General features: G+C 40.2%; 16 protein-coding genes. All 16 read left to right on the forward strand.

Going from position 1 to position 12,958, the window contains the following annotated elements; translation table 11 throughout:
- Window positions 1-2,469, forward strand: a 2,469-nt coding sequence (locus ACP6PK_RS09875; protein WP_426559456.1) for a tetratricopeptide repeat protein, incomplete at its 5' end; no start/stop codon positions are given.
- A 32-nt stretch (window positions 2,470-2,501) separates the two neighbouring features.
- The gene (locus tag ACP6PK_RS09880) at window positions 2,502-2,738 is read left to right on the forward strand and encodes a hypothetical protein (protein ID WP_426559457.1); all 237 of its coding nucleotides are present in this window, start codon (window positions 2,502-2,504) and stop codon (window positions 2,736-2,738) included.
- 16 nt (window positions 2,739-2,754) lie between these two features.
- Window positions 2,755-2,901 carry a Nif11-like leader peptide family natural product precursor gene (locus tag ACP6PK_RS09885; RefSeq protein WP_426559458.1) on the forward strand — a complete coding sequence of 49 codons (147 nt, stop codon included), beginning with the start codon at window positions 2,755-2,757 and terminating at the stop codon, window positions 2,899-2,901.
- A 75-nt stretch (window positions 2,902-2,976) separates the two neighbouring features.
- Window positions 2,977-3,162: a hypothetical protein gene (locus ACP6PK_RS09890; protein WP_426559459.1), complete on the forward strand. Its 186-nt coding sequence runs from the start codon at window positions 2,977-2,979 to the stop codon at window positions 3,160-3,162.
- 65 nt (window positions 3,163-3,227) lie between these two features.
- A complete protein-coding gene (locus ACP6PK_RS09895) occupies window positions 3,228-3,596 on the forward strand; it encodes a hypothetical protein (RefSeq protein WP_426559460.1) in 369 nt (122 codons plus the stop codon).
- Between the two features lie 76 nt (window positions 3,597-3,672).
- Window positions 3,673-3,831 carry a hypothetical protein gene (locus ACP6PK_RS09900; protein WP_426559461.1) on the forward strand — a complete coding sequence of 53 codons (159 nt, stop codon included), beginning with the start codon at window positions 3,673-3,675 and terminating at the stop codon, window positions 3,829-3,831.
- A 14-nt stretch (window positions 3,832-3,845) separates the two neighbouring features.
- The gene (locus ACP6PK_RS09905) at window positions 3,846-4,025 is read left to right on the forward strand and encodes a hypothetical protein (RefSeq protein ID WP_426559462.1); all 180 of its coding nucleotides are present in this window, start codon (window positions 3,846-3,848) and stop codon (window positions 4,023-4,025) included.
- A gap of 70 nt (window positions 4,026-4,095) precedes the next feature.
- On the forward strand, window positions 4,096-6,063 hold the full coding sequence (locus tag ACP6PK_RS09910) for a tetratricopeptide repeat protein (protein ID WP_426559463.1): 1,968 nt from the start codon (window positions 4,096-4,098) through the stop codon (window positions 6,061-6,063).
- A 446-nt stretch (window positions 6,064-6,509) separates the two neighbouring features.
- A complete protein-coding gene (locus tag ACP6PK_RS09915; protein WP_426559464.1) occupies window positions 6,510-7,583 on the forward strand; it encodes a cupin domain-containing protein in 1,074 nt (357 codons plus the stop codon).
- Between the two features lie 72 nt (window positions 7,584-7,655).
- The gene (locus ACP6PK_RS09920) at window positions 7,656-7,862 is read left to right on the forward strand and encodes a glycosyltransferase (protein ID WP_426559465.1); all 207 of its coding nucleotides are present in this window, start codon (window positions 7,656-7,658) and stop codon (window positions 7,860-7,862) included.
- Between the two features lie 63 nt (window positions 7,863-7,925).
- Window positions 7,926-8,666 carry a tetratricopeptide repeat protein gene (locus ACP6PK_RS09925; protein ID WP_426559466.1) on the forward strand — a complete coding sequence of 247 codons (741 nt, stop codon included), beginning with the start codon at window positions 7,926-7,928 and terminating at the stop codon, window positions 8,664-8,666.
- A 68-nt stretch (window positions 8,667-8,734) separates the two neighbouring features.
- On the forward strand, window positions 8,735-9,775 hold the full coding sequence (locus ACP6PK_RS09930; RefSeq protein ID WP_426559467.1) for a hypothetical protein: 1,041 nt from the start codon (window positions 8,735-8,737) through the stop codon (window positions 9,773-9,775).
- Window positions 9,775-10,551: an SDR family NAD(P)-dependent oxidoreductase gene (locus ACP6PK_RS09935; RefSeq protein WP_426559468.1), complete on the forward strand. Its 777-nt coding sequence runs from the start codon at window positions 9,775-9,777 to the stop codon at window positions 10,549-10,551. The genes ACP6PK_RS09930 and ACP6PK_RS09935 overlap by 1 nt, the downstream gene beginning before the upstream one ends.
- A 929-nt stretch (window positions 10,552-11,480) precedes the next feature.
- A complete protein-coding gene (locus tag ACP6PK_RS09940; RefSeq protein ID WP_426559469.1) occupies window positions 11,481-11,786 on the forward strand; it encodes a hypothetical protein in 306 nt (101 codons plus the stop codon).
- A gap of 49 nt (window positions 11,787-11,835) precedes the next feature.
- On the forward strand, window positions 11,836-12,270 hold the full coding sequence (locus tag ACP6PK_RS09945; protein WP_426559470.1) for a nitrogen fixation protein: 435 nt from the start codon (window positions 11,836-11,838) through the stop codon (window positions 12,268-12,270).
- A gap of 47 nt (window positions 12,271-12,317) precedes the next feature.
- Window positions 12,318-12,710 carry a hypothetical protein gene (locus tag ACP6PK_RS09950; RefSeq protein WP_426559471.1) on the forward strand — a complete coding sequence of 131 codons (393 nt, stop codon included), beginning with the start codon at window positions 12,318-12,320 and terminating at the stop codon, window positions 12,708-12,710.
- Window positions 12,711-12,958: the final 248 nt, after the last annotated feature.

A 12,958-nucleotide genomic window follows, 5' to 3' on the forward strand; every position in this document is an offset into this window, starting at 1 on the left:
AAATTAAAAGCAGCCATAGAATCTTATCAGCAAGCTATAAAAATTAAACCTGACTTTGCTCAAGCTCATTATAACTTGGGTAATATTTTTCTAAAACAGGGCAAATTAAAAGCAGCCATAGAATCTTATCAGCAAGCTATAAAAATTAAACCTGACTATGGTATTGCTCATCACCAATTGGGTAATGCGTTGGATAAAAAAGGTGAACTAGAAGCAGCAGCAGAATCCTATCAACAAGCATTAAAATTTCTACCTGACTCTAATGCTACTGATACTTATTTTAACTTAGCAAGTATATATTCAGACCAAGGCAAGTTAGAGGAAACAATAGAAACATATCAAAAAGCTTTAAAAATAAATCCTGATTATGCCCCAGCTAAATTTGGAATAGCGATTAATCAATTACCAATTATATATTCTAGTGATGCAGAAATAAATATTCAGCGAAATAAATATAAACAGCACCTCCAGGGATTAGCTCAAAGTTATCAAACAGCAAATTCTCAACAACTAGAAAAAGCAGTGGAATTTGTCGGAACATTACAGCCTTTCTTCCTAGCTTATCAAGGCTTAAATGACCGAGATTTACAGCAAACCTATGGGGAAATGCTTGTTCAGATCATGTCGAATAGCTATCCCCAATGGAGTCAAGATATTCCACTGCCAAATTTAGAACCAAACGAAAAGATTCGCATTGGTTTTGTTTCTAGATTTTTTTACAACCATTCTAATTGGAAAATCCCCATTAAAGGTTGGGTAGAAAATCTGGATAGGAGTGAATTTGAATTCTTCGCGTATCACACATACTTCAATCGAGATCAAAATACTACAAAAGCAGCGAAAGAGTTTGACAAATTTACTCAAGGTTTCCGTCCACTTGAAGAATGGTGTAAATTAATTCAAGAAGATAAGTTACACATCCTGATTTTCCCGGAATTTGGCATGGACCCGATGACATTGGAACTGGGTTGCTTAAGACTAGCTCCCATTCAAATCACATCTTGGGGACACCCTGATACAAGTGGCTTGCCCACAATCGACTATTACTTGAGCAGTGATTTAATGGAACCAGAAAATGCTCAAGAACATTATACAGAAAAATTAGTTAGGTTACCAAATCTATCTATTAATTACACACCTTTAGCGATTGAAACTAAAGCTATTAGCAAAAAAGATATTGGCATTGCTGATAATGAAATTATGTTGTGGTGTTGTCAATCGTTATTTAAATATTTACCGAATCATGATGATGTCTTTCCCAAAATTGCTAAAGAGTTAAACAATACTAAGTTTGTATTTATCCAACATACGAGTGAATATGTGACTGAAGTTTTTCGCCAGCGGTTAAGCCATGCTTTTCAGGAATTTGGACTGAATTATCAAGACTACTGCATATTTTTGCCCCGCATGGATTCCAGAACTTTTGCTGGAACTGCAGCTATTGCAGATATCTTTCTGGATAGTATCGGTTGGTCAGGATGCAATTCTACTTTAGAAGCGATCGCCCATAATGTCCCTGTCGTAACTATACCAGGGGAAATGATGCGGGGACGGCATTCCATGGCAATTCTGAAAATGATGGGTATTGAAGAGACGATAGCATCTAGTAAGGAAGAATATGTACAAATTGCTGTCCGTCTGGGGAGAGATGCTGAATATCGTCAATACATATCTGAGTTAATTGCCCAGAACAAGCATAAATTATATAACGACTTGGAACCAGTTCGAGCTTTAGAGGAATTTTTGCTGAATGCCGTCGGTAAACCAAGAAAGTCAGCAATGGCTAATGTTGCTGAAACCTTGCGCTTAGCAATCCAAGCACATAGAAAAAATAATCTAGAACAAGCTAAGTCAGCTTATTGTCAGGTTTTGTCAATGCAGCCCAACCATCCAGATGCTTTATACGGTTTAGGTATGGTAGCGCAGCAGCAAGGTGAATTAAAAAAAGCTGAAAAATTCTTGGATGCCACTGCACAAGTTCAGCCAGACTCGGTTAAGATTTGGTTTACTTTGGGTAATCTGCATCAACTTCAGGGACAGTTACCAGCAGCAGAAGAGGCGTACAAAAAAGCCATTGCTCTGCGACCAGATGCTGTTTCAATTTACAACAACCTGGGTTACGCTTTGCAACAGCAAGGCAAGTGGGAAGAATCGATAAACTGCTATCAAACAGCTTTACAACTACAGCCAAACTGCGTTGAAGCGGATGTAAATTTAGGAAATGCACTCCATACTCAAAGTAAACTCTCCCCAGACAAACAAGCTCATTATGCAGAATTAAATCACCAATTGGGTCTTGATCGGAAAAAAGCAGGGGATCTAAAAACTGCCGAGATTTACTTTCAAAAAGCCTTAGAACTGAATCCCACCTATAGGCAAGCTTACACAAGTTTAGGAGAGATTTACGAAAGTCAGCAGAAGTTCAAGGAGGCAGAAGCAGCTTATCAGCAAGTGGTTAAAACTGATTAATTTTCACTATGGGGATGTTTATCAATTAAACAATGATCGGTAAGGCCATTATGGAGCGATATCAAGTTGTAGCTAAGCGAATAGTCTCACCAGATGTCAAGATGATTGCCGAAGCAAAAAGTGTTGCCAAGGCATCTGGCGATAGTGAAAGTGAGATTAGTCAAAGTGTTTCTGTAAACATTTCATCTGTTAATAAATCTAGCAGTTACGTAAAATCTAGTTCTCGCAGTTATTCAAAATCTGGTTCTATCCAAAAAAGTAATCTTTAAAATAGGAAAAAATACCATGTCCCTAGAAATTTTGGAGAAAGTCAAAGACTTCCTCATCAAAGTAGTCAAAGACGAATCTTTCCGCACTCAATTGATGAGCGAGAAAGTTGAAGAAGTCAGAAAAGTTATGACAGATAGTGGTTATAACTTTTCTCAAGCATAATTTGAAACAGCCACCATCCAAATCTTGGACTTAAAAGAATCAGGTGAGTTTCACGAACTTAGCGAAGAGGAATTAGTGAGTGCTGTGGGTGGATTGACAAAAATTGACGACTACAACTACAAAGACTGGATTCAGCCAATGTACGGGGTGATATACTGGCCTAAACCCTGGCCAATCCCACCACAGCCAATGTACGGCATAGTAATTGAGCCAATTGATTCACCTGTTCAACCGATGTATGGTGTCATTCAGATAGACTAACCCAACAAACGTTTGATACTGTTTGCGAATATACTACAAACAAAATAAATAAAAGGATAATCCTAATGATTAAGATTGCAGACTTGTCTTATTTAGAGAATGCCACAGAAAACGAGCTAATTTATGGAGGAGTGGGAGTGGTGGTTGAGAGTTCAGCTATAGCTTACGGTGATTCGACTTATACTTATACTGATGCAAATACTACAGCTAGAGCCACTCAGGGGGCTGATGTAGCAATTGGTAGAGGATTTTCTTTGGCACTACGGGATACTACTACAACCAACGTTACAGTTGACGGAACTGGTGATAAAGTTGTTAGTTCGACAACCTCTACTCCGGAGCAATCACCTATTGATATTAGCATCGGTCATGTAATCGCGGTTCAATTACCCTCCAAATCCAAGCATCTCCGTTTTTCAGTCAATTCCTATTGATGCCAAATTCAGGTGATAAAAGTGATAACTGATAACTTTAAAAGTTTAGAGTGATATTCAAGGAGGAAACAATACCATGTCCCTAGAAATTTTGGAGAAAGTCAAAGACTTCCTCATCAGAGTAGTCAAAGACGAATCTTTCCTTTGCCGGAAAATGACCCATTACGGTTTAGTCCTGACAGCATCCAGTGGTCGGAAAGTTGGCAGGAGGAACTTGAAGTTGCTTACTCAATGACAGGAGGATAAATCATGGCAGAAAATTCTCAAATTGCCGAACTTAGGCAGGAAAAAACTACGGCTGAATCATCACCCCTGCTTCCCCGTTCAGCTTGGAATAGTCAATTAACCTACTTGAAGGTGCTTTTGAAAGCCAAACAAGCTCTAGATAAAAGCGGAAATTTTTTAGAAGAAGATAGCAGAAAAATCTGATTTTGATTTGATTTGAGCATCAAGATTAAAAGTATTTAATAACACCCTATTATATTCTTAGATATTGAAAATGACAACAGATTCTCAAACCCTCCAACTTGCGGTTGAATATCATCGAGCCAAGCTCTTTAACGAAGCAGAAAACAGTTATCTTCAGGTTCTCAAAGAGCAACCTCAACATCCGGAGGCATTATACGGGTTAGGTATGCTGGCACAGCAAGTTGGTAAGCCCCAGGTAGCAGAAAAGTTACTCAGTGATGCCGTTTCTGTAGAACCGGAGTTACTTAAGGCTTGGTTTAGTTTAGGCAATGTGCGTCAGGCCCAAGGTCGGTTCTCTGAAGCAGAATCAGCTTACCGACAAGCCATTACCCTGCAGCCAGAAGTAGCACCACTTTATAATAACCTGGGCTACACACTACAACAACAAGGCAAATTTGATGAGGCGATCGCCATCTATCAAAAGGCTCTAGAAATCGATCCAAATTGTACCGAAGCGGATGTCAACTGGGGTAACAGCCTTCAAGCTCAAGGTAAACTCTCCCCAGACAAGCAACTCCACTATGCACAACTAAATCACAAATTGGGGGTCGAACGGGAGCAAGCAAGGGATTGGGAGAATGCGATCGCTTACTATCGCCAAGCAATTAACCTGCAACCTGATTTTGCGTCAGCTCATTATCACTTAGGGGTGGCATTACAAGCACAAGGAGAATTAGAAGCAGGGATAGATTCCTTACAAACAGCCTTACAAATCAACCCTAACTATGGAGAAGCTTATATGTGTTTGGGACTCATTTACCAAACACAACACCAATTAAAAGAAACTGCTGCCGCATATAGACAAGGCTTAAAGCTGATTAATCCTCACTATGCCGCTGCCATAGAAAGCCAGGAAGTTTCTGAGTTTGTTCCTGAAAAATATGCTTCGCCAGAGCTAGAACTAGGAGAAGTCACCGTTGGTGATTATCAATTCCCGGCGATTCCTCCCGTACCAGCTAGTGACAAGAAACGACCTTTCTTTTCTGTAATTATTCCCCTATATAACCGCAAAGACTTTATGTTGGAATGTCTGGCAAGTGTATTAGCTCAATGGCAAGGGGAAGAGGAAATGGAAATTCTGGTTATGGATAATGCTAGCGAGCCTCCTCTATTTGAATTAGTGAATGCCATTGGCGGTGGTATAGTCCGTTACTATCTCAATTCCGAAAACATTGGTCCACGGCGCAACTTTAATCGGGGAATTGCCCTCAGTCGGGGTGAGTGGATTCACTTAATGCCAGAGGATGAATCTGTACTTCCTGGTTATTATTCCCGGCTGAAGTCAGGTCTAGAAGGATGCTCTGATTCTGTGGGAGCAGCTTTTACATGTTATGAAAATATTAATGAGAAAAGACAAGTGATTTTTACCCAAAAGCACGGCGGAATGGAAAGGGGTATCAATAAAACTTGGCTGCAACGAATTGGTGTTGATAATACCTTAAATCCCTGTGCAACGGTAATTCGTCGTTCAGCCCACGAACACCTGGGAGCTTATGACCTCATTAACCTTTATACTCCTGACTGGGAACTCTACAAGCGTATTGCTTCTTTCTATGATTGGTGGTGTGAACCAGAAATTCTTGCCCGTTACCGCCAGCATTCTAACAATATGTCCAGCGAAGTTTTCTTAGCTGGAGCACAAGGAGAATATTACCGCATGGGGATTGAAATTTCTGAGAGTTATCTTCCCACCGAGCATCGTGCCGAGATTACGGCTAAATCTCGTCGCCGTTACTTTAATAACTGTCTATCAGAATTGGCAATTCCTCTGCAAGCAGGCAATCTCACTGGTGCATTTCGTATGCTCCAAGAAGCTCTGAAAATTGATAGTTCTCCGGAAGCATTAGAAATTTTATTCTCTTTACTAGCTACAGAAAAAATGGTTCCTCTGCGAAATGCGATCGCTTACAAGTTAATTTCTGACCCCTCTAAGGATAACGATAACAATAAAAATACCAATAATGAGAATATAGATAATTTTTACTTCGCTTATCCGTAATCTCATGTTCAGCTAAAAACTTCTAATTTTTATAGAACCCATTTGGGTATATAATTAAAAATAGAGAGGGAGATGGGGACATTTTTCTATCTTTTTTCCCTACTCTATATACTCAACCTCCTGACTGCGTTATGTGGCCATGAGTCCTGGAGAGTAGTATAAATTCTGTCCACTTGGATAAATCACTCACTCTTTTAAAAAATCAAAAGTTAAAACCATAAATATATAAATAAGTTAGGATTTAGCTAATTATGATGACAACCTTAACAAAAATCTTACAGCCTTACTCTCTCGAGCAATTCTTATCCGAAAACTGGACTAAACGGGGGATATTAATCCCTGGCGAGCAACCCAATAAGTTTCAGCATTTGTTTTCCTGGAAGCAACTCAATGATTTGCTGAACTTCCATAAGCCTGACCTACGTTTCGTTCTAGATCACAAGGACTTGCCTTCCTCCGATCCTCAAGAGTGGGTTAAGCGATGCCAAGAAGGGGCGAGTTTAGTGATTAGCCATGTCCACGAGCAGGTTCCAGTGCTAGCTGACCTCATTTGGGGAATACAGCAGGAAACGGGGCATAGTGCTATCCATGCCAATATCTACTGTTCCTGGCCTTCTAACCAAGGATTCAAAGCCCATTACGACACCCACGAAGTCTTTATTTTGCAAATCGATGGGCAAAAGGAATGGTTTGTGTTCGAGGATACCTTTAAGTATCCTTACAGAGGCGAAAAATCAGAGTATCAAAAACCACCCGAAGAATCGCCCTACATCAACTGTGTCCTCAATCCTGGTGATTTGCTCTACATTCCTCGAGGTCACTGGCATTACGCGATCGCCCGCGAAAAACCTTCATTACATATTACCTTAGGTATCCGTTGCTTCACAGGGCGAGATGCCTTTGAGTGGCTATTACAAAATCTTCAAATAGATGAAGCTTGGCGAAAAAATTTGCCCTTGATATCCGATGGAAATAACTATGAGATTAAAGCACACGTAGAGCATTTATTTGATTCCTTAGCAATCCTAATAGATCGAGAAAAGGAGAACCTAGCTGAGAAATATGCTGAGTTTCAACCTAAGGTCACAACTCGTGCCCCAGAAATATCCCTACCTAGTCAAGCTGGATTTAACTTCTTTGAGCAAGAACTTGACACTGTTTTGAGACAGCCCAAGTTCCAAAAAGTAAATATAGAACCGCTTGGTGAGAAGGGTTACCTGTTACGAACTCCTCGAAAGGAGTTGAAATTCAAAGACTTGCCACCCAAAGTTATAGAAACTTTAGTGGAAAAAGTGTTTAGCCAGGAAGGTTTCACAATAAGAGATGTTGCCGATTGGCTGCCGGAATGCGACTTAGATACACACATATTGCCCCTGCTGGCAGGTTTGGTTAAAGAAGGCATACTTGTTGAGGATTCCTATCAAGGGGAAATTAGGGAAGAAGAAAAAACAACTCTAAGTCAGGGAATGCCAGGGCTACAGGAAAACAGTGATAGTAACTATGCTTTTAGTCGCAGTTAATTATCTGCCATGAGTGAATTTCAAAGCAGCAAAATTCACTCCATTTAAAAAATCAAAAATTAAAGGGCTGTAGTGGAAACTGTCCAGGATGGCAAGACAGGTTTTCTGGTGGATAAGAATAATGCCCCTGCCCTAGCAGATGCAATCCTGCAACTTCTTGAAAATGACGATCTCAGAGAATCAATGGGTAGAGCAGGACGAGAACGTGCTTTTAAGTATTTTACTTGGGAACAAGCTGCCGATCAAACTTTGCAGTTATACAAAACTCTTTGTAATTGAATGTTACTATTTTGATGGAATCGATTTGTATTTGGTATATCTAAAAAAAACAGGAGAGTTCCCATGGCAACACTTTCAGAAGCTCTACAGCTTGCGTTTCAATACCATCGAGCCAATCGTTTAGCCGAAGCTAATGAAGTTTATAATAAGATCCTAGAAAAACAGCCTCAGCACCCGGAGGCATTATATGGGTTAGGAATGCTGGCACAACAGGTAGGTCAGTACCAGTCTGCTGAAAATTTGTTTAATCTAGCTGTCCAGGTTCAGCCAAAATCTGCCAAGGCTTGGTTTAGTTTAGGGAATTTGTATCAAGCTCAAGGTAAGTTAAAAGAAGCAGAGTCATCCTATAAGGAAGTCTTAGCCCTGCAACCAGACTCGTTAGCAGTTTATAACAACCTCGGCTATACATTGCAACAACAAGGGCTTTGGGAGGAAGCGATCGTCTGCTATGAAAAAGCCTTGAAAATTCAACCCGATTGTACTGAAGCTGATGTGAATTTGGCTAACGCACTTTATACCCAAGGAAAACTCCCAGCAGAAAAACAAGCACACTACGCAGGTTTGAACAATGATTTAGGCATGAATCAGAAAAAAGCAGGTAATTTGAAGAATGCCATTGCTTGCTATCAACAGGCTATAGTCCTACAGCCAACTCTAGCTAGTGCTCATTACAACTTGGGGGAAGCACTCCAACAACAGGGACAGTTTGAGGATGCGCTAAGTTGCTATCAAAGAGCTTTGGAGTTGAATCCTAATGATGTTGAACTCCGTGATTTTATCATTATCTACCAAGGACTACTTTAGTAAAGGTCAGACTAAATACTAAATCAATATGTCACTTTATCTATAAACTTAAAAGACTTACAGAATTTATGATTCAACTACTACAGGGCAACCGGCAACAATTTCGTTGGCGACACAATGATATTAATATTCAGGGAAAGACAGATGCCAAGCTGCCTATAGTGCGTTCAGTTTACCTGCTAAACGGTGGCTCGCCAATACATTTTTATGTAGAACCAGAACCGGAGTTAGGAGAACCTAAGTATCCCTGGGGAACTAGAACCCCATCAGTACTGCGATTGCTAAATCTACCAGGTCACTTCAACATTGAAATCCCGGTTGATACCCCAGCACTTCAGGAAGGGTGGAATAGTATTAGAATTCAAATTGAAGATGGGGAGGGAGAGGTTGAGGTGCTGGATGCTGAATTCCACTGGAATTCTCAGCCCTTACCTCTCCCCCTGAATTTGCAAAATCTGAGCAGTTACAATAACATTCAAGAAATTGCCCAAGTTGTGGATGGTAACTTTGATATCAATCGCGAAAAAAATGCGATTTGTTCGCGGGAGCCAGTCGGTTCTGATATTCTCCTACTACTCGGTTCTCCTTATGGCAGCCAGGAAGCTACCTATGATGTGAGGTTTGCCAGTAATGAAAATAGTTGGTTCCTGGGATTAAGCGACTTTTTTGCCGGACATATAGAACAATCCCCGGATTTAGGAATTAAACCCGGTTATTCCACTGCAGGACTGGCGACCCTTGATAATAAAGGACGGCCTCAAATTTGGATTGCTTGGGGAGACTGCCTATACGATAAGGAAGATTCATGGGTCATTAAGACTGAAAAGGAATTCCAACTTCCGATCCGGGCTGAGGTCACCTACAGTGTGAGGCATCAAGTAATTATGGACGAGGGAGTCAATTGCGGAAGGTTTCGCATTTGGAAGAAAGGTAACCCCGAACCGAATGTTTGGGTGTGTCAAGAGTATAACAAACACCTCAATGGAAAACTTCCGAGAATTACCCAAGCTAGTTTTGGTCTATTTCAATATTGGGGAATGCCAACAGAGTGGTCTAATATTCATGTGAGAGCGCTTGACATTAAGATAAAGGAACTGGTTGAAAAGTAATGAAAGTATCTAGACGTTTTGAAGGTCAAGTCGCACTGATTACAGGCGGAGGAAGTGGTTTAGGAGAAGCCGCCGCAATTCGATTAGCTCAGGAGGGAGCTTCCATTGGCGTAGCTGGACGTAGAGTGGAAATGACCCATAAGGTGCGCCAGGAAATTGAATCTTTGGGTAGTAAGGCAATTGATATCAAATGTGATGTGACACAAGAGTCTGATTGCAAGCAGATGGTAGAGCAAGTTGTCAATGAGTTTGGTCGCCTAGATGTACTTGTTACCAGTGCCGGAATTCATGGTGGAGGTCAAACTGTTGTAGATACATCAGTGGAAGTTTGGGAGAAAGTAATCAATACAGACCTCAAAGGAGCATACTTAAGCTCCAAGTTTTCTATTCCGCAAATGCGGGAAGTCGGTGGTGGTGCTATAATTCATGTATCCTCTATTGGAGGGATGAGGGGTTCGCCTGAAGGAATGGCATTCCAGTCAGCTAAGGGTGGAGTGATCAATCTAACAAGACACATGGCAGTTGCCCATGCTCATGAAAACATCCGAGTAAATTGTATTTGTCCGGGTGTTATAACCACACCGCTTACAAAACAATGGCTCAGCGATCCGACAACCTATAATACTGTATGTGCAATGCATCCTATGAATCGGATTGGTAAGCCTGAAGAATTTGCGGCAGCAGCAGCATTTCTAGCTTCAAATGAAGCTTTGTTCATCACAGGTGCAATATTGCCTGTAGACGGTGGTTATCTTGCTGCCGGTAGGGGAAATTAAAAAATAGCACAATGTTCAAAATAACTGAAATTGAGACTGATTTCCTAGAAAAAATCTCTACTTTGAAATTCACTCAATTTCAAAAATCAAAAGTCAAAGCCAAAAATCTTTCAACAATTAATAATTAATAATTACCGAATAATTAACAATTATTAATGATTAATTAAATAATTCAGCTTTTTTAGCCTCCCCCCATAGGGGAAAAGAAGAAATAATATTTCCTTATATTCAATCCTCTCGGTTTTAACCAGAGGTAATTATCCATTAATGAACTCTTCTGATAAAAAATAGGATTGGGCTAAAAAGATTTTTTTTCTTTTTTCTCCATGGATGGAGAGACTTTATACCTTAATTTTTTGGTAAAAAAGACTTTTATTAGAAGATGTAGACCTATAATATATCAATGACTCTAACTTCTAAATAGCTTATTTTTTGAAAATTAAGCCGCTTTTCATGCCTTCAAAACCCGATAAAATTTAGTCTATTTTTGGCAAATAAATCTGCCAAATTGGCAACCTCTCCCTAATTATTCTGGTTAGATTAAAATAGTCAAACAAAATCAAGTTGTTTGAAGCGCTCAAATTGAACTCAGCCCGGTTGTTCCGCCTGAGAATTTTGTGCTATACCAATTCACTTTAAGGATATCACAAATAGTTTCAAACTTTAAATGTCAAATAATTGCCTGAAACTGTTGTTTTATAAAAGTTTTTAGCCTATCAAATCTGGCATTCTCAATTTAGTGAAACGGTATAGAAACTGCGTCTGTTTTTACCCTGCTCGATATCGTCATTCTTGAAGGAACCATTATGGAACAGTATCAAGTTATAGCTAATCTGAATTCTAGTTCTCGCAGTTCTGCAAAATTTCGTTCTAATTCTAGTTCTATTTCTATAGACAAAAAGTAGTTAACAATTCGGAGGAAAATAAAAATGCAAGAAAGCAAAAAGTCCAACCGTAAATTAGAAATTAATGACCTAATTGATAATGCAATTGACAATGCGGTAGCACGAAGAGGATTAGTAGAAACTTTATCCGATGATGAAGCCAAAAGTATTGGGGGTGGTCTGAGTTTAGAAACACAAAAACCTGTAATAGCTGGCTTCAAGCCGATTTGTTATCCAATTAAGCCAATTGAGCCTGTGTGCTATCCAATTAAGCCTCCTATTAAGCCAATTTGTCCGCCACTTATAGTTGGGCTAATTGCAGTACCAGAAGATCAAGAAAAACTTGCTTAGTTTTTAGTCTTCAAGTGTCAAAAATACTATTTTGGTGGAGACTAAATTCATGGAAGATATTACTGCTGAACGAACTACCCTTTGCCCTAGTGCTAGACCAGAATCAGTGAATGGTGTTGTTTTCGGTGTAGTCGGTGGAACACCGACGGAACCCCGGATAGATTATCTTAAGCAACCCCTACCCATGACAGAAGAACTGATAGCAAAGGCTAGCCCAGTTACCCCAGGGGAGATTTTTAGAACCGCGACATCCTGCATAGAATCTGGCTGTCAGCATTTTAATGGCAAGGACTGCAGTTTAGCAATGCGAGTTGTGGAGAAATTGCCTGTGGTGACAGAAGATTTACCACCCTGTTCTATCCGCCGAAATTGTCGTTGGTGGCAGCAAGAAGGTAAAGCTGCCTGTAACCGATGTCCGCAAGTCATCACAGATGACTACGCTCCCTCAGAGAAGGTACGTCAGGCAGCAGATCCTGCTGTCTAATTGCGGACTTGATGTATTCCTGTACTAATAAAAATTAGGAGTTTTGTATGAATCTGAATCATCCTTTTTCTCTCAATATTTCTGACCTAGAAGACGTAAATCTAGACATTGAAGAGCAGTTAACAGATGAAGAAGCTGCCGAAATCAGCGGTGGATATAAAGGTGAGGCTACTACTATGGCTTTAGGTGAAGAAGGGGGATCTGTTTCTACTATGGCTTTAGGTGAAGAAGGGGGATATATTCCTCCTGATGACATAGTGTGCATCTCTGCTCCTTGTCCAGGAAGTGAAACCGGGGGTCATCCTTTGCCTGAGCCTCCTAAGCCTCCTAAGCCTCCTCAGCCTCCTCAGCCTCCTATTATCACTAGAGCTTCCTTTGAAAACGTTGGTGGACCTTACACAGAAGCTTTGCATGAAAACGGTGGTCCGATTTATTGCTAATTGATTATAGAATCCGGTTGAAAAGTTGTCATTGCGACTGAAAGGAAGCAATCTCTAAAACCTTGAGACTACTTCCTTCCACTCTGTTCCAGTCGCTGCAGACTTACAGTATTTGATATGACATATTCTGCCACTATAACAAATATTTAGCGGGAGATTCTCATCATTGATGATTCTACGTTCAATGAGACAAATTAGATTAGCAATCAGAATTTATTCACGAACACCTAGAAACCAGTTTTTTCCTA

Origin of the sequence: Dapis hubbardiae BLCC-M172 (genome assembly GCF_050016015.1) — a bacterium.
Classification (GTDB): domain Bacteria; phylum Cyanobacteriota; class Cyanobacteriia; order Cyanobacteriales; family Microcoleaceae; genus Trichodesmium.

Excerpts from the sequence above, each read along its gene's own strand:
- ACP6PK_RS09880 (WP_426559457.1), top strand. The coding sequence starts at position 2,502 with ATGATCGGTAAGGCCATTATGGAGCGATATCAAGTTGTAGCTAAGCGA.
- ACP6PK_RS09885 (WP_426559458.1), top strand. The coding sequence starts at position 2,755 with ATGTCCCTAGAAATTTTGGAGAAAGTCAAAGACTTCCTCATCAAAGTA.
- ACP6PK_RS09895 (WP_426559460.1), top strand. The coding sequence starts at position 3,228 with ATGATTAAGATTGCAGACTTGTCTTATTTAGAGAATGCCACAGAAAAC.
- ACP6PK_RS09900 (WP_426559461.1), top strand. The coding sequence starts at position 3,673 with ATGTCCCTAGAAATTTTGGAGAAAGTCAAAGACTTCCTCATCAGAGTA.
- ACP6PK_RS09905 (WP_426559462.1), top strand. The coding sequence starts at position 3,846 with ATGGCAGAAAATTCTCAAATTGCCGAACTTAGGCAGGAAAAAACTACG.
- ACP6PK_RS09910 (WP_426559463.1), top strand. The coding sequence starts at position 4,096 with ATGACAACAGATTCTCAAACCCTCCAACTTGCGGTTGAATATCATCGA.
- ACP6PK_RS09925 (WP_426559466.1), top strand. The coding sequence starts at position 7,926 with ATGGCAACACTTTCAGAAGCTCTACAGCTTGCGTTTCAATACCATCGA.
- ACP6PK_RS09930 (WP_426559467.1), top strand. The coding sequence starts at position 8,735 with ATGATTCAACTACTACAGGGCAACCGGCAACAATTTCGTTGGCGACAC.
- ACP6PK_RS09935 (WP_426559468.1), top strand. The coding sequence starts at position 9,775 with ATGAAAGTATCTAGACGTTTTGAAGGTCAAGTCGCACTGATTACAGGC.
- ACP6PK_RS09940 (WP_426559469.1), top strand. The coding sequence starts at position 11,481 with ATGCAAGAAAGCAAAAAGTCCAACCGTAAATTAGAAATTAATGACCTA.
- ACP6PK_RS09945 (WP_426559470.1), top strand. The coding sequence starts at position 11,836 with ATGGAAGATATTACTGCTGAACGAACTACCCTTTGCCCTAGTGCTAGA.
- ACP6PK_RS09950 (WP_426559471.1), top strand. The coding sequence starts at position 12,318 with ATGAATCTGAATCATCCTTTTTCTCTCAATATTTCTGACCTAGAAGAC.